This is a genomic window from Dactylosporangium sp. CS-047395, assembly GCF_050942185.1.
In the GTDB taxonomy this organism is placed as follows: Bacteria; Actinomycetota; Actinomycetes; order Mycobacteriales; family Micromonosporaceae; genus Dactylosporangium.
In genome coordinates, this window is sequence record NZ_CP192015.1 from 3,379,545 (window position 1) to 3,398,974 (window position 19,430).

The 19,430-nt window shown below is 73.9% G+C and carries 19 protein-coding genes and 1 pseudogene; 11 read left to right on the plus strand and 9 right to left on the minus strand.

Features of this window, described 5'->3' with window-relative positions; all coding sequences use genetic code 11:
• Nucleotides 1-5: 5 nt before the first annotated feature.
• Both ACQP00_RS15880 and ACQP00_RS15885 read left to right on the plus strand, forming a co-directional pair.
• A complete protein-coding gene (locus ACQP00_RS15880; protein ID WP_433219680.1) occupies nt 6-1,958 on the plus strand; it encodes a hypothetical protein in 1,953 nt (650 codons plus the stop codon).
• The gene (locus ACQP00_RS15885; protein ID WP_433219682.1) at nt 1,955-3,730 is read left to right on the plus strand and encodes an Hsp70 family protein; all 1,776 of its coding nucleotides are present in this window, start codon (nt 1,955-1,957) and stop codon (nt 3,728-3,730) included. The genes ACQP00_RS15880 and ACQP00_RS15885 overlap by 4 nt, the downstream gene beginning before the upstream one ends.
• Here the strand turns inward: ACQP00_RS15885 and ACQP00_RS15890 are convergent, their stop codons facing one another.
• The 4 genes and pseudogenes from ACQP00_RS15890 to ACQP00_RS15905 form a co-directional block, all read right to left on the minus strand.
• Nucleotides 3,731-5,779: a DUF4132 domain-containing protein gene (locus ACQP00_RS15890; RefSeq protein WP_433219684.1), complete on the minus strand. Its 2,049-nt coding sequence runs from the start codon at nt 5,777-5,779 to the stop codon at nt 3,731-3,733.
• 6 nt (nt 5,780-5,785) lie between these two features.
• The gene (locus ACQP00_RS15895) at nt 5,786-6,691 is read right to left on the minus strand and encodes an NADP-dependent oxidoreductase (RefSeq protein WP_433219686.1); all 906 of its coding nucleotides are present in this window, start codon (nt 6,689-6,691) and stop codon (nt 5,786-5,788) included.
• Nucleotides 6,692-6,694: 3 nt separating this feature from the next.
• Nucleotides 6,695-7,054: a hypothetical protein gene (locus tag ACQP00_RS15900; protein WP_433223867.1), complete on the minus strand. Its 360-nt coding sequence runs from the start codon at nt 7,052-7,054 to the stop codon at nt 6,695-6,697.
• Between the two features lie 57 nt (nt 7,055-7,111).
• Nucleotides 7,112-7,180 (minus strand): annotated as a pseudogene (locus ACQP00_RS15905) (hypothetical protein); the annotation flags it as partial.
• Between the two features lie 36 nt (nt 7,181-7,216).
• Between ACQP00_RS15905 and ACQP00_RS15910 the strand changes: the two are divergent.
• Nucleotides 7,217-7,783 carry an SDR family oxidoreductase gene (locus tag ACQP00_RS15910; RefSeq protein WP_433219688.1) on the plus strand — a complete coding sequence of 189 codons (567 nt, stop codon included), beginning with the start codon at nt 7,217-7,219 and terminating at the stop codon, nt 7,781-7,783.
• Between the two features lie 14 nt (nt 7,784-7,797).
• Here the strand turns inward: ACQP00_RS15910 and ACQP00_RS15915 are convergent, their stop codons facing one another.
• The 4 genes from ACQP00_RS15915 to ACQP00_RS15930 all read right to left on the minus strand — a co-directional run bounded on the left by ACQP00_RS15915 (nt 7,798) and on the right by ACQP00_RS15930 (nt 11,546).
• Nucleotides 7,798-8,685: a glycoside hydrolase family 64 protein gene (locus tag ACQP00_RS15915; protein WP_433219690.1), complete on the minus strand. Its 888-nt coding sequence runs from the start codon at nt 8,683-8,685 to the stop codon at nt 7,798-7,800.
• A 7-nt stretch (nt 8,686-8,692) separates the two neighbouring features.
• Complete coding sequence (locus ACQP00_RS15920) at nt 8,693-9,595, minus strand: glycoside hydrolase family 16 protein (RefSeq protein WP_433219692.1); 903 nt, start codon at nt 9,593-9,595, stop codon at nt 8,693-8,695.
• A 68-nt stretch (nt 9,596-9,663) separates the two neighbouring features.
• Nucleotides 9,664-10,602 (minus strand): MBL fold metallo-hydrolase, encoded by a 939-nt coding sequence (locus ACQP00_RS15925; RefSeq protein WP_433219694.1) that lies wholly within the window; start codon nt 10,600-10,602, stop codon nt 9,664-9,666.
• Between the two features lie 74 nt (nt 10,603-10,676).
• The gene (locus tag ACQP00_RS15930; protein WP_433219696.1) at nt 10,677-11,546 is read right to left on the minus strand and encodes a serine hydrolase; all 870 of its coding nucleotides are present in this window, start codon (nt 11,544-11,546) and stop codon (nt 10,677-10,679) included.
• 11 nt (nt 11,547-11,557) lie between these two features.
• On the opposite strand from ACQP00_RS15930, the gene ACQP00_RS15935 reads away from it, so the two are divergent.
• The 5 genes from ACQP00_RS15935 (at nt 11,558) to ACQP00_RS15955 (ending at nt 16,359) form a co-directional block, all read left to right on the plus strand.
• Nucleotides 11,558-12,514, plus strand: coding sequence for a LysR family transcriptional regulator (locus ACQP00_RS15935; RefSeq protein ID WP_433219698.1), 957 nt, complete (start codon nt 11,558-11,560; stop codon nt 12,512-12,514).
• 86 nt (nt 12,515-12,600) lie between these two features.
• Nucleotides 12,601-13,155 carry an RNA polymerase sigma factor gene (locus ACQP00_RS15940; protein WP_433219700.1) on the plus strand — a complete coding sequence of 185 codons (555 nt, stop codon included), beginning with the start codon at nt 12,601-12,603 and terminating at the stop codon, nt 13,153-13,155.
• The gene (locus ACQP00_RS15945) at nt 13,152-14,822 is read left to right on the plus strand and encodes an ATP-binding cassette domain-containing protein (RefSeq protein WP_433219702.1); all 1,671 of its coding nucleotides are present in this window, start codon (nt 13,152-13,154) and stop codon (nt 14,820-14,822) included. The genes ACQP00_RS15940 and ACQP00_RS15945 overlap by 4 nt, the downstream gene beginning before the upstream one ends.
• Nucleotides 14,819-15,721, plus strand: coding sequence for a hypothetical protein (locus ACQP00_RS15950; protein WP_433219704.1), 903 nt, complete (start codon nt 14,819-14,821; stop codon nt 15,719-15,721). The genes ACQP00_RS15945 and ACQP00_RS15950 overlap by 4 nt, the downstream gene beginning before the upstream one ends.
• A complete protein-coding gene (locus ACQP00_RS15955; RefSeq protein WP_433219706.1) occupies nt 15,721-16,359 on the plus strand; it encodes a hypothetical protein in 639 nt (212 codons plus the stop codon). The genes ACQP00_RS15950 and ACQP00_RS15955 overlap by 1 nt, the downstream gene beginning before the upstream one ends.
• On the opposite strand, the gene ACQP00_RS15960 is transcribed toward ACQP00_RS15955, so the two are convergent.
• Nucleotides 16,308-17,009 carry an alpha/beta fold hydrolase gene (locus tag ACQP00_RS15960; protein ID WP_433219708.1) on the minus strand — a complete coding sequence of 234 codons (702 nt, stop codon included), beginning with the start codon at nt 17,007-17,009 and terminating at the stop codon, nt 16,308-16,310. The two genes, ACQP00_RS15955 and ACQP00_RS15960, sit on opposite strands and share 52 nt — an antisense overlap.
• 62 nt (nt 17,010-17,071) lie before the next feature.
• Here ACQP00_RS15960 and ACQP00_RS15965 point away from each other — a divergent pair, with 62 nt between their 5' ends.
• The 3 genes from ACQP00_RS15965 (at nt 17,072) to prfH (ending at nt 19,304) form a co-directional block, all read left to right on the plus strand.
• The gene (locus ACQP00_RS15965; protein WP_433219710.1) at nt 17,072-17,530 is read left to right on the plus strand and encodes a hypothetical protein; all 459 of its coding nucleotides are present in this window, start codon (nt 17,072-17,074) and stop codon (nt 17,528-17,530) included.
• 125 nt (nt 17,531-17,655) lie between these two features.
• Nucleotides 17,656-18,720 (plus strand): RNA ligase RtcB family protein, encoded by a 1,065-nt coding sequence (locus ACQP00_RS15970; protein ID WP_433219712.1) that lies wholly within the window; start codon nt 17,656-17,658, stop codon nt 18,718-18,720.
• Nucleotides 18,717-19,304, plus strand: coding sequence for a peptide chain release factor H (gene prfH, locus ACQP00_RS15975; protein WP_433219713.1), 588 nt, complete (start codon nt 18,717-18,719; stop codon nt 19,302-19,304). Before ACQP00_RS15970 ends, prfH begins: the two co-directional genes overlap by 4 nt.
• The last annotated feature ends 126 nt before the right edge of the window (nt 19,305-19,430 follow it).

Consider the following 19,430-nt stretch of genomic DNA (forward strand, 5'->3'; position numbering starts at 1 on the left):
CGCCGATGACGCAACCTACGGGCCGCATCGACCAGATCGTGTTCCGCTGGCGGGCCCGGGCGGCGGCCGGCGGCGGCCAGGACGGTGTCGGCCCCGACGCCACCTCCCTGGCCGAGTCGGCGGTCGCGTGGTGGAACGAGCGGCTCGCCCTGCGCATCACCCGCGCGCCGGGGCGCAACGAACGCCCGGCGCTGGCGTACCTGCGCATCGAGGGCACCGGCGTGATCCTGCACAAGGTGCCCGCGCGGGACGACAAGAACCGGCCGGGCGCCGCGATCGCGCACGCGCTCATCGGGCCGGCCGAGCTCGTGAACGTGCAGCTCGCACTCGGACTCGAACACTGGCCGCACTGGGCCGGGCGCAACGACCCCGGGGCGTATCCGCCGGGCCGGCTCGGCGCGGTGCCCTACGCGGCCCTGCGCGAGCACGCGGACGCGGCCAACGCCCAGCCGCCGGCCGACCCCGGGCCCGCCTTCGACGAGCTGCTGGACCGGGTGCTGGCCAACCCGGCCGCCCCGCTCACCGTGGTCATGCCGGACGCGCCCGCCACCGCCCTGGTGCGCGGGCTCGTGGACGTGCTCGGCGATGTGCGCGACCTGACGTTCGCCGCGAACGAGGACGACGACACCGACCCCGATCTGCCCCGGCTGGTGTTCCTCGACGCGGTCACGGGCGGGAGCGGCTATGCGGCCACCCGCGAGCGGCTCTACCCCGGCAACGGTACGGTCCGCGTCGACGGCTTCGCGCAACAGCTCGCCGACATGTGGCGCCGCGGCGGCGCGGCCGAGCTGGCCCCGCTGCGCGGCGGGCGGGCCATCGCCGGGTCCGCGGATGTGCGGCAGTGGCAGAGCGACGTGGTGGTCGGCGGGCGCATCCTGCAGACCACGCTCCTGCAGGCGGTCGGCTCCGGCCAGGCCGCCCCCGAGCACCTGGACCTGCTGCGCACCGAGGCCGGGCAGCGCCAGATCGAGGCCGAGGCGGCCAAGCTCAACGACGGCGACCTCGCGACCACCTACCAGGCGTGGCAGCCCGCGGGTGCGCTCGGCGCGCAGTACCCGGGCGCGAGCCAGGTCATCACCCGGCTCGTCGTGCAGCGGGCGATGCGCTCCGGGGCCAGCAAGACGCTGCGCGAGTCGCTGCGCCGCTCCGCGTTCGACCCGGCGCTCGTCGACGCGCACCTGCGCGCCTGGGCCGGCCACGGCCGCAACGCGAGCGCCGCCCCGGCGTCCATTGTGGAGCTCGCGCAGCTCGCGTCCTCGTTCGGCGTGCCGCCCGCGTTGCAGTCGCCGGGCATCCGCGCGCTGATGGACCGCATCGCGCTCGCCGACCTGATCGAACTGGCCAACCGGCACACCGGCTCCGACGTGCAGATCACCGAGCTGTTGCTGAGCGCGGCGGAGAACCGGCGGTTCGAGCAGGAGGCGCTGGACGCCGCGCACACCGCGCTGGAACGCACCGACTTCCTCATCTACTGCATCCCGTTCCTGCCCGGCGATGCGCAGGTCGCGCAGGATCGGTGGCACCGGCTGCTGTTCGCCGTGTTCGGGGCGCAACTGGAGACCGAGAACGGGCGCGCGCTCCACGACGTGCTGAAGTTCCTGGCCCGGGAGGACGCACCGGAAGTACCGCCGCCGCTTGCCTTTGCTCTTCGCCGGTTTCCGCAGACGCTGGTGGGCAAGGCCCGCGTCGATCAGCTCGCGGCGCGGGACTTCTATCTGGCCGCCGGGCTCGACGACATCTGGCCGGAGCGGTCCGAACTGTTGCTCGCCGAGCGCCGCACGACCGTCCGGCAGCGTCCGGTCGCCGCGCTCGCCGGCACGGTCACGCGCTCCTCGGCCGCGCCGTCGCCCGCCTCGCGCATCTCGTCGCGGCTGCTGCTGATGGTCGGCGGGGCCGCGCTCGTCCTGGTCGCCGTGGTCGCCGTCGTCATCTTCGCCCTCCAAGGGGGATCGCAATGAGCGAGTTCCGGCTCAGCATCGACTACGGCACGACGAACACGGTCGCGTACCTGCAGCCGCCGGGGGAGACGCCGTTCGCGCTGCAGTTCGACGGGCGGCCGCTGCTGCCCTCGGCGGTGTGGGCCGACGAGCACCGCTCGCTGGTGACCGGCAACGCGGCGGTGCGCTCGGCCCGCCTCGACCCGGGCCGCTACGAGCCCAACCCGAAGCGGCGCATCGACGAGAAGCGGGTCCTGCTCGGCGGCGACGAGTTCGACATCGCGCAACTGATCGGGGCGACCCTCGCGCAGGTGTACGCCGAGGCGGTCCGCCTCGCCGGAACCGACCGCCTGCGCGTGGTGCTGACGCATCCCGCCGCGTGGTCGGCCGACCGGCAGGGCGTGCTGCGCGCGGCCGCGGGCCATGCCGGGCTGCACCAGCCGACGCTCGTCAGCGAGCCGGAGGCGGCCGCCGCGCAGCTGATCGCGTCGGGGGCCACGGTCGCCGACGGGGACCCGCTCATCGTGTACGACCTGGGCGCCGGCACCTGCGACGTGACCGCCGTGCTGCGGACCGGCCGCGAGTTCCAGCAACTGGCCAAGGCCGGGCTGGGCGACGTGGGCGGGCTCGACCTCGACGAGGTGGTGCAGAAGCGGGTCGGGCGCTCGGTCGGCGACCGGTACCCCGACGAGTGGGCCCGGCTCATGGAACCCGAGGGCCCGGACCGCTGGTCGGCCCGGCTGCTCTGGGACGACTGCCGCGGCGCGAAGGAGCGGCTGAGCACCGAACGGGTGGCCCGGGTGCAGGTGCCGCTCGTCGACGAGGACGTGTCGGTGACGCGCGGCGACTTCGAGCGCGACGCGCGGGCGTTGCTGCAGCGTACGGTGTCGATGACCGACCAGGTGCTTCGCCGGGCCAAGATCGGGCGGGACGACCGGGCGGAGCTGTTCCTGGTCGGCGGGGCGACGCGCACGCCGCTGGTGGGGACGCTGCTGGGTCAGGCGACCGGGCGCTCGCCGCGGCGGGTCGAGCATCCGGAGCTCGTGGTGGCCGAGGGGGCGCTGCGGTACCTCGCGATGCGGGCCAACGAACCCCTTTTGAAGACAACGCCATTCAGGACTACGCCGGAGGCTGCTCCGGTCTCGGTGCCGGCCTGGATTCCGCCGCAGGACGGGGGGACGCTCAAGGAACCGGCGGTGGCCACGCAGGCTCCTCCGACGCGGCGCGAGTCGGTCACCGTCAAGATGCCGCCCGCGCCAATGCCCGTTCCCCCGCCGGGCCCCGTTCCGTACGGCCCGCCGCAGCAGGACAAGCGCAAGCTGATCCCGAATCCGTACCGCCATCACGGCCCGGCCACGTTCCGCTTCGCCGCCGTGTTCGTGGCGGGCATCGTGCTCGGCCTGTTCGACGGCGTCCTGTTCACGTTGCTGAGCTGGCTGCTGATCCTGGGCGGCGGCGCGGGCCTCGGGTGGAAGCTGTTCCAGTGGGCGGTGAGCGCCCGTGACACCCGCCCGACGCGCATCGACGCGACCGGCATCACTGTGACGCTGGGCGGGCAGGACACGACGTTCCCGTGGTCGCTCATGGCGACGGTGTACATCCGCCCGTACCGCGCGAGCCGCTGGCTGGTGTGCACGCCGGCGAGCAACACGGCGCTGGGCAGCGACCACGGCACCGCACGGTTCTGGTCCCGCCCGTACAGCGTGTTCTTCCTGACCAGCACCAGCGCGTTCGGCGACGAGCTGGTCAAGGAGGCCCTGGAGCAGCACGCCGGCGACCGGTACGCGCACTGATCACTCCTTCAGCGCGTACAGCGCGACGAGCAGTTCGGACAGTGCAGCCGGGTCGCAGGCGCCCAGCGGGGTGCGCCGGGCGAGCTGCCAGTGGCTCGACCACTCGTCGTCGGCCCAGATCTCGGTGATCCACTGCTCCTCGTCCGGGTCGCGCACGCTGGTCGGCACGCCCGGGCTCAGCTCGACCAGCAGGGACCGCCCGCCGGGGAGCGGGTGGGCGAGCTGCGTGTGCCGGTTGCTCGAGAGCTGGTGCGCGTTGCCGTGCCACCGCCGCCCGTTCAGCAGCGCGTCCAGCCGCCCGGTCGGGACCGGCCCGAACCCGGCCAGGCTCGTGGCCCCGCGCTCGGCCTCGGTCAGCATCACCACCGGCCGATGGACCTGCGGGAACGGCTGCAGCACCTCGTAGTCCAGGAGCAGCTGCGACCACCCGGCGAGCTCCGCCCCGAGCTCGGCCGGATGCACGATCACGATCTGCGCGTCGGGGTGGACGGTCGTGCTCGCATCGCGCGCATCGGCGAAACTGCCGTCCTCGGCGATCCGGAACGCCCGGTCGCCGTCGCCCCACAGCAGCCGCCGGGCGAGCGGGCCCAGGATCGGGTGCGGCAGCAGCACGTCGTGCAGATCGCGCGCGGGGCGCGGCCGCCGGGTGAGCATGTCGCGCTCGAACCGCGCCGTCTGCGCCACCACGGTCGCCCGCAGGTCCTTGGCCAGTTGCTGGAACTGCTTGTACGCGTCGGGATTGCTGTCTTTGGCCCCCGGCTTCGGCGGCCGCGCCATCCGCCGCCCGTCACGGTCCACCACGAACGGCGTCAGGTGCTCGTCGATGTCCACAGTGAACACCCGCGGCCCGTAGTCGAGGGTCAGCCCCGCGTCCAGCCCGTGCGTCACGGTGAGCCGATCGGCCAGCTGCGCCGGCGACAGCCCCCGCCGCGCGGCGGCCTGGCGCAGGTAGTCGTTCGCCCGATCGTTCATCGGGCCGCCGGACATGTTCGCCGTGATGGCCAGCAGATGCCGCAGCGCCGTGTCGGTGCCGGCCGTGGCGAGGACCGCGTACCCGTCGATGGCCCGCGCGTACCGGCTCTTCGGCGGCCAGGACCGGATCAGCGGGGCCAGCTCGTCCATGGTGGCGTCGTCGCCGATGTGCGCCTGCGCGAGCAGCACCCACGATTCGGCCGCCGGCATCTTGTCGTCCAGCCAGGCCCGCAACAACGACCGCCCGAACGCGGCCACCGTCGTCCGCTCCCACCGCGCGACCGCCCGCTCGAGCTCGGGGCCGGCCGGGGCGACGAGCGGCTGCACGGCCGCCGACGACTCGACGACGACCGGAACGCCCGCGTCGCCCGGCGCGGGTTCGGGCGGGTCGGCCAGCCGAGACCGGGTCAGCAGGCGGATCAACCGGGCCGCTTCCTCGTCCGCCACCGGCGCGGGCACGGATCGCGCCCACCGCGGCAGCCGTCCTTCCGACCCGAGCGCGGCGACCATGGCCGGCGGCAGCAGCGAGTCCGGGGGTACGGCAACGGACAGGTAGCCGAGCGCGTCGTCGGCGTGCTGCCGCGGCCGCCCCGGCTTGCCCTGCGCGACCGGCGTGAGCGCCCGCACCGCCGTCTCCGCGTGCCGCCGCAACCACAGCCGCGCGAACAACCGCGACGATCCGAGGTTCCGCAGCCACCCGGCGACCAGCATGGCCGCCTCCGGAGCGCGGAACGGCAACAGCACGAACCCCAGGCCGTCCGCGTTCGCCCCGGCCTCCTCCAGGGCCAGCGGCAGCGCGTCCGGGCCGAACCGGGCGACGGCGACCCGGACCAGGTCGATCCGCTGCGGCTGCCACACCGGCAGGTCCGTTGGCAGCAGGCGCCGCGCCACCGCCTCGGGCCCGCGCGACAGCAGCCACGCGACCTGCGGCGGGGTCAGATCGGCGAACCGGCCCGCGCGCGTGGCCGCGGCGGCCCAGTCGGGCTGCTCGCGCCCGTGGTCGAGGGCGGCCGCGCGGGACAGCCAGGACTCTCGTTCGCCGGGGAGCCAGACCATGAGCGGGGTGTCAGGTGCCACGGCGCCCTAATGTGCCAGAAGTACCAGCTTTCCGCGTACCTTGCCCTGCTCGCTCACGCGGTGCGCCTCGGCCACGTCGGCCAACGGGAACGTCCGCGCGACCGGCAGCGCGAACCGGCCGGCGTCGATCAGCGGGCCGATCTCGGCCAGGGCGTGCAGGGCGCGGCCGGTGTCGCCCCGGCTGAACCGCACCCCGTGCTGCTGCGCGCCCGCGAAGTCGGCGATCGTTACGACGTGGTCCGGGTCGCCGCCGGCCAGGGCGATCAGCTCCGGGAGCACGCCGCTGCCCGCCACGTCCAGCGCCAGGTCGACGCCGTCCGGGGCGAGCGCGCGCACGCGCTGGGTCAGGCCCTCGCCGTACGGCACGGAGAAGGCGCCGAGCGACCGCACGTACTGCTGGTTGTCCGCGCCGGCCGTGCCGATGACCCGGGCGCCGCGGGCCACCGCCAGCTGCACCGCGGCGCTGCCCACGCTCCCCGACGCCCCGCTGATGAGCAGGGTGCCGCCGCGGGCGACGCCGAGCTGGTCCAGGGCGCGCCAGGCCGTCTCCACAGCGGCCGGGAGGGCGGCCGCCTCCGGGAAGCTCAGCGAGGGTGGGATCGGGGCCCAGTGCGACAGCACCGCCAGCTCGGCCTGGGCCGCGCCGGCGCTGGAGAAGCCATACACCCGGTCGCCGAGCGCCACGCCCGTCACGCCGGGGCCCAGCTCGTCGGCGATGCCCGCGGCCTCGTAGCCCAGGGTCTGCGGGAGCTCCTGGTCCATGAGCCCCTCGCGCTTCTTCCAGTCGCTGGCGTTGACGCCGGCCGCGCGAACCGCGATCCGGATCTCGCCCGGACCCGGATGAGGGTCGGGGAGGTCGGCGAGTTCGAGAACCTCAGGGCCGCCGAATCGGCTGAAGCGGACCGCCTGCATGGGTCACATTGTCGCAGCTCGCAACCCGTCGACCAGGATGGACAGCAAACGCGGACCGCGCGCGTCCAGTTCCGCGTCGTCCAGCCGGGACAGCCAGCTGATCAGCACGATCACGTCCCGGGCCTGCGCGTCCGGGCGGACGGTGCCCGCCGCGCGGCCCGCGACCAGCAGCAGCTCCACCGCGTCGCCGATCGGGCCCAGGCTGTGGGCGGCCAGGTCGCGCCAGGTGGCGGCCTCGACGGCGGCGAACACGTCACGCTTGATGCGGGCGTACGCCGCCACGCGGTCGAACCACGCCGCCAGGGCGTCCAGTGGGGGAAGAGTCTCCAGCAGCTGCGGCGCGGCGGCCACGAGGTCGCCCACCTCCTGGCGGTACACCTCGGACAGGAGGTCCTCGCGGGTCGGGAAGTGCCGGTAGAGCGTGCCCTGGCCGATCCCGCACGCCTTCGCGACCGCGTTCAGCTTCAGCTCGCCGGGCTCGCGGACCAGCTCGCGGGCGGGGCGGCAGGCGGTACCGCTGCCGCTTTGAAGGTCGACGTCGTCGCCGCCGCGGACCTGGAGGCGCTGGTGGGGTTGGCCGTCGAGCGGTTCGGGCGGCTCGACGTGCTCGTCGGCAACGCGGGGGTCAGCCGGATCGGGCCGGTGGCCGACCTCGACCTCGCGGGGTGGTCGGCCATGGTCGACGTGAACGTCAAGGGCATCCTGCACGGGATCGCCGCGGCCCTGCCGGTGTTCCGCCGCCAGGGCTCGGGCCACCTGGTGACCGTCGTGTCGACGTCGGGGCTGAAGATCGTGCCGACGCAGGCGGTCTACGCCGGAACGAAGAACGCGGTCCGCACGCTGCTGGAGGCGCTGCGCCAGGAGAGCACCGACGGGGTGCTGCGCACGACGTCGATCTCGCCGGGGTACGTGCGGACCGAGCTCATCGACCATGCCGTCGACGATCCCGCGGTGCGGGAGCAGGCCCAGCAGCACATGGCGGAGCTCGGCATCGACCCCGACGCCGTCGCGCGGGCCATCGCGTTCGCGATCGACCAGCCCGACGACGTCGAGATCGGCGACCTCACGATCAGGCCGACCCGCCAGGGATGAGGCTCAGCTGAGCGTCACCAGCCGACGGCGATCAGCATGTACTGCGGATTGTTCAGCGCGATGAAGCTCGACTGGTTGGCGGCGTCGTCGTACGGGAAGCCGTACGCCTTGTTCCCGATCGCGTGGTTGTGCCAGAACCGCGCGTAGTAGTTGGCCGGCGCCGCCTGGTAGAACTTGCTCACGTCGCCCCACTGGCCCTGCGGCAGCTGGGCCACGTGCCGGTTGAGGGCGCCGCACAGCGCCGCGTTCTGCGCGAGTGAACCCGCGCAGCCGAAGACGTCGCCGGTCGACACGTTCAGGCCCAGCGACGACGTGTACGCCTTGTAGTAGTTCTGATACTGCCCGCCCGGCAGGAACTGGGCGGACTTGCTCGGCGCGAGGATCCGGTACGGCGCCTGCACCTGGGCCAGGTGCTTGAACTGGGCCGGCATCGCGGTCACGAACTCCTGGAACGTGGCGGTGCGGCCCTGCGCGAAGACGGCCTGGGTCTCGCCGACCGTCGCCTCCTGGCCGCCCTTGGTGTGCACGCGCAGCGCGAGCTTGAGGCCGAAGCCGTCCACCCGGGTGGTGTTCACGCCGATCCAGGCGGCGGTGGTGTTGAGCTCGATGAAGTCGGAGTACTGGCTGTCCGGGGTGCCGAGGTGGAAGTACATCCGCGCGGCCGAGATGACCGGCACGTCGACGAACTGCTGCTCGGCGATCGAGTGGGTCTGGCCGTTGAAGGTCCAGAACACCTTGTTGTCGGGGTACTGCCCGTTCGTGCGATTGAGCACCTTGAACGTCATGACCCGGCTGGAGACGGGGATGCCGGTCGTGGAACCCCAGAAGTCGGCGGCCGAAGCTGGCGGTGCGCCCAGGAACACGAGGGCCGCGACGACGACAAAAACCATCAGGCGACGCATCAGGGCCTCACTTCCGGTACACGGCGACATAGTCGATCTTCATCGCGTGGCCGCCCGCGGTGGCCGCGTTGGGGCCGCCGCCGAAGGCACCGGGGAAGCCGCCCCCGATCGCCAGGTCGAAGATGATGAAGAAGGGGTGGTCGACGGCGTTGCTCCAGGTCGCGGCCGGCACCTGGTTGGCGTTCACGGTGAAGTAGTTGGCGCCGTCGCGGTACCAGCGAATCTGTTCGGGCTTGACCGAGCGGTCGATCTGGACCGCATAGGTGTGGTAGCCCGTCTGGCAGCCGGCGCAGGCGCGCTCGCCGCTGCCGATGCCGGTCGACTCGTTGCACGGGCCGCCGGGGTTCGTGCCGCAGTGCAGGGTGCCGAAGACGGAGCTGCGGCCGTTGACGTCCTCCATGATGTCGATCTCGCCGGACGTCGGCCACGGGGTGCCGGTGCGCAGCGGGGCGCCGAGCATCCAGAACGCCGGCCAGTAGCCGGCGCCGTTGGCCGTGGTCACGTCCGGTTGCTGGATCGAGGCCTTGACCAGCAGCACCCCGCCCGCGCCGGCCCCGAAGGTCGCCTTGGTCTCGACGCGCCCGGAGGTCCAGCCGGTGGCCGGGTTCGTGCCCGCGTGCCTGGCCTTGAGGATCAGGTGGCCGTTGCCGTCGCGGTACACGTTCTGCGTGCTGCTGGTCATGGTCTCGATCTCACCGGTGCCGAAGCTGCTGCCCGGGCCGGTGTCGTAGATCCAGGTCGCGGTGTCGAGGCCGGTGTTGGCCGCCCCGTCGAAGTCACTGGCCCAGATCTGGGTGAAGCCCGCGGGCGGGGCCGGGATCGCGGCGCTCGCGGCGGTGCCGGGCGCCACGATCCCGGCGGTCAGGAGGCTCACGACGGTGGCGGCCCTCGTCAGCCGTTGCATTGACATAACGCACTCCCATCGACGATCTCCAATCACGATAGAAGCGAATCGATGCCGTGAATGTAAGAGTCTTGTCAGAAGCTGTAGGGCGTCTCGTACTCCGGCCGCAGCACCCGCGCCCGCGGCGACACCCGCCGGATCTCGGCGACGAACGCGTCCAGCTTGGCCGCGTCGGCAGCGGGCGCCACCGGCGGATTCTGCAGCGGCCGCTCGAAGTCGTCCCAGTGCACCGGCACCACGACCCGCGGATGTTCCAGGGCCTTGAGCAGCCGCGCGGTGTAGTCGTGCACGATCCCGCCGGACGGCAGGGCCACCATCGCCACGTCCGGCGCCAGGCCGGTCAGGTTGCGCTCGACGAAGTCGCTGCCGCCCATGAAGAACACCTTCGGCCCGCCGGCGATCGAGACCTGGTACGCGAGCGTGTCGCCCTCCGGCAGGTCCGCGATCGTCCGCGGCGCCGGCGGCTGGGTCACCCGCACGCCCGGGAAGGCGAGGGAGTACGCGGGGTTGCGGCTGTGCAGCGCGGCCACCACCTCCACGGTGTAGTCGCCGAAGTCGAGGACCTCGCCGCCCTTGACCGGCACCGCCTGCGCGGCCGGCACGCCCGAGGCGAGCGCGAGGTGGTACGCCGTCAGCGTCCCCAGCACCCGCACGCCCGCGACGGTTTTCGCGATGTGCGGTACGTCGTTGAAGTGGTCCCAGTGCGTGTGCGTGACGAGCACCGTCTCCGGCTTGCCGATCCGCGGCCCGATCGCGTCCGCGTCCACCCGCAGCGGGGTCCCCGGGTCGAAGGCGCCGGTGAACAGGCCGGTGGGATAGCGGGACAGGTACGGGTCGACGAGGACCGTGCGGCCGTTCACGTCGATGCGCCAGCCGGAGGTGCCGAACCAGCGGAACGTCCCCGTGCGCGGGCGGGCCGCGGCGGCCGGGGGAGCGAGGGCGGTCAGGCCGGTCGCCACGGCGGTGCCGGCGACGGCGGTCTTCATCAGGGCACGTCGGTTCAGGTCGGACATGTCGCCCACCCAAGCAGTCCCGGCCGCGGCCTGTCCAAGACCGGTGGACCGAACGAGCGATAGCCGATCCGATATCAGCCCTGCTCACGCAGCAGGTTCACGGCGGCCGCGGCGGCCCGGCCGAGGGCGGTGTCGGCGTCGATGCGGGGCGCCGGGCCGCCGTCGATGAAGACCGCGACCGCAAAACGACTGCCGCTCCGGTACTCCACGACGCCGATCTCCATCGCCAGCCCCGGCAGCGTCCCGGTCTTGCCCGCGACCCGCACGTCGGCCGGGAAGCCCGACCGCAGCCGGGTCCACGACATCTGCCGCGCCATCAGCCCGCGCACCGCCGCGCAGGCCCCGGCCGGCCCGGCCTCGTCCCGCCAGATCAGCCCGAGCAGCCGGGTCAGCTCCCGCGGCGTGCTCGACGTCGTGCGCGCCGGGTCGAACACGCGCAGCGCCGCCACCCGCTCCGGCGGCAGCGTCGGGAACAGCCGCGCGAACTCGGCGTCGTCGCGCGCGCCGATGTCGGCGAACATCGACTCGAGCATCTGCCGCGGCCCGCCGACGATCCGCGTGCGGTGCAGCCCGAGCTCGGCCGCGAGCAGCCCGAGCACGTCGGGGCCGCCGAGCCGGTGCAGCAGCACGTCGGCGGCGGTGTTGTCGCTGATGGACATCGCGAAGTACGCCAGGTCGCGCAGGGACATCTCGACGTCGTCGGCGCATCCGGCCGTTCCCCAGCCGCCGAACCGGTCGCCGGCCCCGATCACGACCCGCTCGGCCGGGTCGAGCACCCCGGCCGCGGCCTGCCGCGCGAACTCCAGGACCAGCAGCACCTTCACGATCGAGGACAGGACGACCGGCTCGTCCGCGCCGACCCCGACCGCGCGGCCCGAGTCGATGTCGCACGCGTGCAGCCGTCCCCGGACCCCGGCGGCGGCGAAGACCTCCTCGATTACCATAGGGTCACTGTATGGCCGACCTTTCCAGGCATCTGCGGCAGTTCCTCGTCGTCGCCGAGGAGCTGCACTTCGGCCGGGCCGCGGAGGTGCTCGGCATCGCCCAGCCGCCGCTGAGCCAGGCGATGCGCCGGCTGGAGCGCGAACTGGGCGTGACGCTGTTCGACCGGCTGCCGCGCGGCACCGAGCTCACCGCGGCCGGCCGGGCGCTGCGCGACGAGGCCCCGCAGTTCCTGGGCGCCGAACGCCGGCTGCGCGCGCTCATGCACAGCATCCGCGACGGCGACCTCGGCACCCTGCGCGCCGGGGTGCCGCCCGAGACCCCGGCCGCCGCGCTGGGCGAGCTGCTGCGCCGCCTCGGCGAGCAGGCCCCCGGCCTCGACGTCGACCTGCAGGAGCTCACCACCGCCGAGCAGCTCGACCTGCTCGCCGGCGCCCGGCTGGACGTCGGCCTGGTCCACCACCCGGTCACCGCGGCCGACCTGCGCCGCGGCCCCGTCACGCGCGTCCGGCTCGGCGTCGTGCTGCCCCGCGTCTCGCCCCTGGCCCGGCTCACCGAGCTGACCGTGGACCAGCTCGCAGGCCAGGGCCTCGTGGTCTTCCCGCGGGCGACGGCGCCGCAGTGGTACGACACCCTCATCAACGCCTGCCGCGAACTGGGCTTCGTGCCGTCGCGCGTGCGGCACGCCCGCAACCCGGAGTTCCTCTGCGGCCTCGTCCTGGCCGGCCTGGGCATCGGCCTGGAGCGCGAGGACGCCGTGCGCCGCGAGCCCCGCGTGGCGTGGCGCCCGCTGGCCGGCGACCCGCTGTGGCAGGAGACCTCCGCCGTCTGGCCCCGGCGCGCCCCGCATCCGGCCGCCGAGCGCTTCGGCGCCCTGGCCCGCGAGGTGCTGGAGCCCCGCAACGACGCCCCGGGCCGCATCCTGGGCGCACCCGGCCCCTGGTCGGTCGTGTTCGACACGGTGTCCTGACGTCCTGGCGTCCGTCCTCCGCCCGGATCGGAAAAAAGTCGCCGCGACGGTGATCCGATCGCGGCCCGGACCGCGACAGTGGTGGCATGCAGACGCCGACACCGAGCGACGCCGACCTGCTGGCGCGGGTCGCGGCCGGTGACGAACGCGCGCTGCGCGAGCTGGTCGAGCGGCACTCGGCGTGGCTGGCGCTGCGGCTGCGGCGGCGCACCCCGGATGAGGAGCTGGCCGCCTCGGCCCTGCAGGACACGTTCGTCGCGGTGTGGCAGCAGGCGCGGCGGTACCGCGGCGACGGCGACGTCGGTGCCTGGCTGTGGGGCATCGCGATCCGGCAGCTGGTTTCGCGGCTGCGGGTCCGGCGCGGGCCGACGCCGGTGAGCCAGCAGGTGGTCGCCGCGCTGTCGCCGAGCCTGCGCAGCGCCGAGGACGAGCTGCTGGCCGCCGTCGAGCACGGCGACCTCGGCGCGGCGCTGCGCGGACTGTCCCCGCAGCTGCGGGAGGCGCTGCAGGTGACGGTGCTGGACGGGCTCAGCACGAGCGAGGCCGCCCTGCTGCTCGGGGTGCCGCAGGGCACGGTGAAGAGCCGGGTACGGCTGGCCAAGGCCCGCCTGCGCCGGCAGTTGCTGGAGGGACTGGCATGAGCTGGCACGTCGACGACGAGACCTGGCGCGGGTACGCGGCCGGGCGGCTCGACCCGGTGGCCGAGGCCGCGCTCGAGCAGCACGTGACGGTGTGCGCGCCGTGCCGGGCGGGCGCCCGCCCGCTGGTGCCGGACGTGGGTGTCCTCTGGGACGCGGTGCACGCCGAGATCACCCGGCCCCGGCCGCCCTGGCCGCTGCGGATGCTCGCCCGGCTCGGCGTGCCCGAGTCCGACCTCGTCGTCGTGGCGGCCGCCCGCGACCTGCGGCTGTCCTGGTCCGTGGCGGTCGGGGCGGCGGTGTGCTGCGCCTTCCTCGCCGGGCTGGCCCCGGTCCGGCTGCCGGGCGGGCCGGCCACGATGTTCCTGCTGCTCGCGCCGCTCATCCCGGTGCTCGCGGTGATCGCCACCTACGACGCCACCGACCCCTTCCGCGAGGTCTCGGGGACCACGCCGTACTCCAGGCTGCGGCTCGCCCTGCTGCGCACCGCGGCCGCCCTGACCGCGGCGGTGCCGCTGACCGTGGTGGCGGCGCTGGCCGTGCCGGCCCTGCACGGGTACTTCGCCACCTGGCTGCTGCCCGGGCTCGCCCTGACCGTGGCCGCGCTGATCCTGCTGACCTGGCTCACGGCCCGGGCCGCGACCGCCGCGGTGGCCGCCGGCTGGCTGGTGCTGGCCTCGGTCGCGGCCGGTACCGGCGGGCTGCACCCGCTGGCCACCACCCGCCGGGCAGGCCGGTTCGGCGCTCGTCGTGGCCGTCCTCGCCGTCGTGCTCGTGCACGTCACCACCACCCACCACGCCCGGGGAGCCGCCCGATGACCGCCGACCTCGTCGACGTTTCCAAGATCTATGGCCGTACCGTCGCGCTGCACCCGACCACGCTGCGCTTCGGCACCGGCGTGATCGGCCTGCTCGGCCCCAACGGCGCCGGCAAGACCACCATGCTGCGGGTGCTGTCCAGCGCCCTCGCGCCGAGCACCGGCACGGTCGCCGTGGCCGGCCACGCCGTCACCGGCTCGCACGCCGAGCGCACCGCGGCCCGGCGCCGGATCGGGTACCTGCCGCAGGAGGTCGTGTTCCCGCGCGGCATGACCGCGTTCGGGTTCCTCGACTACATCGCCGTGCTCAAGGAATGGGCCGACACGACGAACCGCCACGAGGAGGTACGCCGGGTGCTCGCCCTGGTCGGGCTGGCCGAGCGGGCCACGGTCAAGGTGAAGGCCCTCTCCGGCGGCCAGCGGCGCCGCCTGGCGATCGCGCAGGCCCTGCTCGGCGACCCCGCCCTGCTGATCCTCGACGAGCCCACCACCGGCCTCGACCCCGAGCAGCGGGCCTCGCTGCGCGGCCTGCTGTCCGGCCGCCCCGGCACGGTGCTGATCTCCACCCACCAGACCGAGGACGTATCGGCCCTCTGCGACCGGGTCGTCGTGCTCGACGGGGGACGGGTCCGCTTCGACGGCACCGTCCCGGAACTGCTCGCCACCGCCGCCGACCGGGTCCACCAGGGCGCCGAGGCCAGTCCCGGCGCGGTGCAGACCTGGCGGACCGGCACCGGCCTGGTCCGCTCCGTCGGCGGCCGGCCCGCCCCCGGCTCCTCCGCCGTCGAGCCGACGGTCGAGGACGCCTACCTGCTGCTGCGCAGCGCCGATGTCGAAGGAGCCGTGGCATGACCGCCGCCGTCACCCCCGTCGCGCCCATGCTGGGCGTGCTGACCCGGCGGGAGATCCGCCACTACCTCACGGCCAAGCTCTACTGGCTCGGCGCGGCCCTGCTCGCCGTGGTCACCGCGATCGACCTCGCCGGCTCCTCGTCCTCCACCACCGCCGGCGGCGAATATTCGTCCTCGGCGCTGAGCATGATCGGCCCGGCCGCGCTGCTGGGCGTCCTCGGCCTCATCGTCATGGCCGGGCTGGCCCGCCGCTCCGACCGCGCCGCCGCGGCCGCGGGCTCCGTCGCGGTGCCGGAGCGCACCCGTACCGCCGCGCTCGCCGGGGCCGTGGTCGTCCCCGTCGCCACCGCGCTGCTCTGGTACGCCGCCGCCCTGGCCGAGTACGCGATCCACCCACCCGCGCCGGCGACGGTGCCGTTCGGCCCGTTCGGCGACGGGCACGTGTTCGCCGTGATGTTCGCCTCCGGCGTGCTCCCCGCGCTCGGCGGCCCGCTGCTCGGCCTGCTCCTCGCCCGCTGGCTGCCCGGCCGTGGCGTCACCCCGCTCGCGGTCGTCCTGCTCGTGCTGGTCACGATCCTGATGCAGGGCAACTTCGAGTCGACCTGGCGCTGGCGGGTGGTCTGGCCCTGGACCTACTGGTACGGCCCGCTCGGCTGGAACACCGGCACCGGGCACTGGGTCGCGCTGCCCGGCTCGCCCCAGCTCTGGATCGTCTACCTCCTGGCCCTGTGCGCCCTCGGCCTGCTCGTCGCGCTCTACCACGACCCGGAGTCGCCCCGGACCCGGCTGCGGCTGCTGATCGCCGCCACCCTCGCCGTCGCCGTGGCCGCCCTGGTGCTCACCATGCTGCTCGGCCTGCCCGCGGCCGTGTACAACCCGCTCACCGGCCCCGCCGCCTGATGCTCCGCCACGCCGCCCGGGCGGTCCCGTGGCCCCTGGTCGCGGCGGCCGCCCTGCTCATCGCCGCTCTGTTCGCGGCGGTCCGGTTCGACAACTGGACCCTCTGGCCGCTGCAGGGCACCGCGGTCGGCCTGCTCGCCGGCGCGGTCGGCTGGTGCCTGGACGAGCCGGCCGCCGCCGTCGTCGACCCCGCCCCGCGCGGCCTGGCCTGGCGCACCCTGGCCCGGACGACCGGCACCGCGACGCTGCTCGCGGCCTGGTCCGCCGCCGTGTGGTGGGCGCGGGCCGAGCTGTACGGCCACCCCTGGGCCGTCCTCGGCCAGGGCTACGCGGCCGCGGCCGTCGCGACCGCCTGGGTGACCTGGCGCCGCACCCGCGGCGAGGCCACCCCCGGGCAGCGCTGGGCGATCGCCGTCATCCCGGCGGTCACGGTCTGGGCCCTGGTCCGCCCGTTCGAACGCCACCTGCCGGTCTTCCCGTACGCCTCCGGCGGCGACTACGGCAACTGGACGGCCAGCGGCACCGGCTGGACGGCAACCGGCGCGGCCGCGCTCGCCGCGCTGGCGGTGACGCTCACCCGCGAGTCTCAGCTGTACCGTTCGAGCAGCGCCACACACCGCTCCGGACTCTCCACGTGAGCGTTGTGCCCGAGCCCGTCGATGCTCACCACGTCCACCCCGAACCGGGTCAGCTGCTCGTCCGTGTTCATCGGATCGGCCCCGCCCCGGGCCAGGGTGACCGCGGTGTTCGCCCGCCGCAGGAGTTGATCCATGTCCGGCGCCCCGACCGCGAACGCCCGCGGATCGAGGTTGAGCCGCCAGCGCCCGTCCTCCTCGCGCACCCCGTCGAGCGCCGCCGGCTCGTCCGCGCCGACGATCCCGGCCAGCCCGGCCACCTTCAGGTGCCGCGCGACCGCCTCCTCGCGCGTGTCGAACCACTGCACGGGCCGTTGCGCGAGCGCCTGCGAGCGGTCGAGCTCCTCCTGGGTCCAGGCCACCTTGATGCCGAGCCCGACGACCGCCTTGAGCGGCGTTCGTGCGGCCAGCGCGAGGCCGACCACACCACCGAGGGAGTGCCCCAGCACCACGGTGCGTGCGGGCTCCTCGACCAGCGGCAGCACGTGGTCGGCGATTGCTTCGAAGGTGTACTCCGCGAGCTCCCCCGCCCGGCCATGGCCCGGCAGATCGGGGGCCACGACGCGGCCGGGCCACCGGTCGGCGAGCAGCGGCCCCCAACCGTCCCAGACCGAACCGGTCCCGCCCAGCCCGTGGAGCAACAGCAGCAGCATCTCCGCAGTGTATGGGCGGCGGGCCTCGAGACAATCGATCCGCGGAGCGGGATGATTCGTCGATGATGATCCGTGCGGCTGCGGAAGTGCTGACGGCGATGCTGGCCGAGGCCGGTGTCGGGCCCGGCGCGGTCGCCGCGGCCGACGTGCCGACGATCGTCGAGGTCTTCCGGCGTTTCGCGGGCGTTCCGGTTGAGGATGCCGCCCCGATCGAGGAGGACGGCGACGGAGTTCTGGCCGAGTACGGGACGTTCGGCTTCCGCGGCCGGGACGAGTTCTGCGCCGTACTCACCCGGCAGTGCATCGAGCCTGGCGACGACCAGGTGATCTGGCAGCTGCACTGCACGCTCCACTGGGCTCCCAGCGCCGCGACCGAAGGGCTGGGCTCCGGGCAGCTGTGGTCCTTCGACACCTCCCTGGACGAGTTCTTCGCCGAGGCCGTCGCGCTTCCCGGCTGGGCCTGGGCAATCACATCCCCGGTAGCGCCCCTCGACCTCGAGATTGCGTTCGGCGAGGTCTGAGCGACGCTAATTCGGTTGCCGCGCCGGCGGGCGGCCGGGCATCCTGGGCGGCATGACGTACTGACGGACCACCCCAGTGGCATCACCCCTCATCCGTCCGTGTCGTCTTCGAAGGACCTCTCCTTTTGGCTGCCAGCGTTTCCCTTTTCGCGTCCCCGCACAGCTGGATCGAGTCCGACGCCGTTGCGCAGTGTCACCAGGTGGCCGCGCTCGACGGGATGGAGCACGTCGCCGGCATGCCCGATCTGCATCCTGGCAAGGGTGCGCCGATCGGGGCCGCGATGCTCTCGTCCGTGCTGTACCCGTTGCTCGTCGGCTCCGACATCGGGTGCGGGATCGCCGTGTTCCCGATCGCGCTCAAGAAGCCGGTGCCGGAGAAGCTCGCGGCCCGCTTCCCCGACCTCGACGTCCCGGTCGCGCCCGAGCCGGGCGAGGACATCCCGGCCGGGTACACCGACGGGCTCGGCACCGTCGGGCGCGGCAACCACTTCGTCGAGCTCGCCCGCGTGCAGACCGCCTTCGCGGAGCGCGCGGGGCTGCGCGAGCGCGACCTCGTGCTCATCGTCCACAGTGGATCGCGCGGGCTCGGTGAGCGGATCCTCCGCGAGCACACCGAGGTGCACGGGGCCGGGCCGGCGGCGGATCCCGAGACCTACCTCAAGGCCCACGACGAGGCGGTGCGGTGGGGGTCGCTCAACCGGCGGCTCCTGGCCGAACGGGTCGCGCTCGCGCTCGGGGCCGAGCCGGCCGAGCCCATCGTCGACCAGTGCCACAACCTCGTCGAGGTCGTGGACGGGTCGAAGTACCTGCACCGCAAGGGGGCCGCGCCCGGGGACGGGAAGGACGTGCTCATCGCCGGTACCCGCGGGACACCGTCCTATGTGGTCGCCACGCACGCCGGTCGCGAGGCCGGGTGGTCGGTCGCGCACGGGGCCGGGCGCAAGATGTCCCGGGCCGACGCGCTCAAGCGTGGGAAGGCCAAGCACACCGTGGAGGAGCTGCGGCGCACGCCGGTCGGGTCGTACGTGGTGTGCGGGGACCGGCAGCTGCTGTTCGAGGAGGCGCCGACCGCGTACAAGCGCATCGAGCAGGTGATCGCCGACCTCGTCACGCACGGGCTGGCGACACCCGTGGCGGTGACGGTGCCGGTCGTCACCTACAAGACGGCCGAGCCGAAGCGGCGCCGATGACGGTGTACCTCATGCTGTCCGCCGGCCGCGGCCCGCGCGAGTGCGAGTGGGCCGTGGCCGAGCTGGCCAAGCGCCTGGAGCGGGACGCGGCCCACCGAAACATCCCGACGAAACGCCACGAGAGCACTCCCCGATCCGTCGTGGTGGAACTGCAGGGGCCCGGAGCCGAGGCGTGCGCGAAAGCGTGGACGGGCACGCTGTGCTGGCAGGCGAACAGCCCGTACCGGCCGAATCACGGCCGCAAGAACTGGTACGTCATCGCCCGGCCCTGCACGCTCGACGCCCCGCGCACCGAGTTCCGGGAGTCCGATGTGGACATCGTGCCGTGCCGGACCGGCGGGCCGGGCGGGCAGCGGCGCAACAAGGTCAGTACCGCCGTGCGGGCCACCCACCGGCCGACCGGGCTGGTCGTGGTGGTGGACACCGAGCGGCACTTCGGGCTCAACCGCGGCCTCGCGCTGCGCCAGCTCCGCGAGCGGCTGGAACGCGGCGATCAAGACGCGGCGAACGCGCTGGTCACGGCCCGTTGGCAGATCCATGACGAGATCATCCGGGGCGATCCGATCAGGACCGAGCGTCCCTAAACTTTCGCTGAGCCCGACAGAAGTTGTCGACATTTCGGCGGAAGTCCTTTAGCGTGGCGTACCACATCGACGTTCATCGGTTCCGCCAGTACCGATGAGCGGCGCTGACCCGTGCCCGTCTTCGGC

Coding starts and splice junctions, on each gene's coding strand:
- ACQP00_RS15880 (WP_433219680.1), top strand. CDS start 6: ATGACGCAACCTACGGGCCGCATCGACCAGATCGTGTTCCGCTGGCGG.
- ACQP00_RS15885 (WP_433219682.1), top strand. CDS start 1,955: ATGAGCGAGTTCCGGCTCAGCATCGACTACGGCACGACGAACACGGTC.
- ACQP00_RS15895 (WP_433219686.1), bottom strand. CDS start 6,691: ATGCAGGCGGTCCGCTTCAGCCGATTCGGCGGCCCTGAGGTTCTCGAA.
- ACQP00_RS15915 (WP_433219690.1), bottom strand. CDS start 8,685: ATGCGTCGCCTGATGGTTTTTGTCGTCGTCGCGGCCCTCGTGTTCCTG.
- ACQP00_RS15920 (WP_433219692.1), bottom strand. CDS start 9,595: ATGTCAATGCAACGGCTGACGAGGGCCGCCACCGTCGTGAGCCTCCTG.
- ACQP00_RS15925 (WP_433219694.1), bottom strand. CDS start 10,602: ATGTCCGACCTGAACCGACGTGCCCTGATGAAGACCGCCGTCGCCGGC.
- ACQP00_RS15930 (WP_433219696.1), bottom strand. CDS start 11,546: ATGGTAATCGAGGAGGTCTTCGCCGCCGCCGGGGTCCGGGGACGGCTG.
- ACQP00_RS15935 (WP_433219698.1), top strand. CDS start 11,558: ATGGCCGACCTTTCCAGGCATCTGCGGCAGTTCCTCGTCGTCGCCGAG.
- ACQP00_RS15940 (WP_433219700.1), top strand. CDS start 12,601: ATGCAGACGCCGACACCGAGCGACGCCGACCTGCTGGCGCGGGTCGCG.
- ACQP00_RS15945 (WP_433219702.1), top strand. CDS start 13,152: ATGAGCTGGCACGTCGACGACGAGACCTGGCGCGGGTACGCGGCCGGG.
- ACQP00_RS15950 (WP_433219704.1), top strand. CDS start 14,819: ATGACCGCCGCCGTCACCCCCGTCGCGCCCATGCTGGGCGTGCTGACC.
- ACQP00_RS15955 (WP_433219706.1), top strand. CDS start 15,721: ATGCTCCGCCACGCCGCCCGGGCGGTCCCGTGGCCCCTGGTCGCGGCG.
- ACQP00_RS15960 (WP_433219708.1), bottom strand. CDS start 17,009: ATGCTGCTGCTGTTGCTCCACGGGCTGGGCGGGACCGGTTCGGTCTGG.
- ACQP00_RS15965 (WP_433219710.1), top strand. CDS start 17,072: ATGATGATCCGTGCGGCTGCGGAAGTGCTGACGGCGATGCTGGCCGAG.
- prfH (WP_433219713.1), top strand. CDS start 18,717: ATGACGGTGTACCTCATGCTGTCCGCCGGCCGCGGCCCGCGCGAGTGC.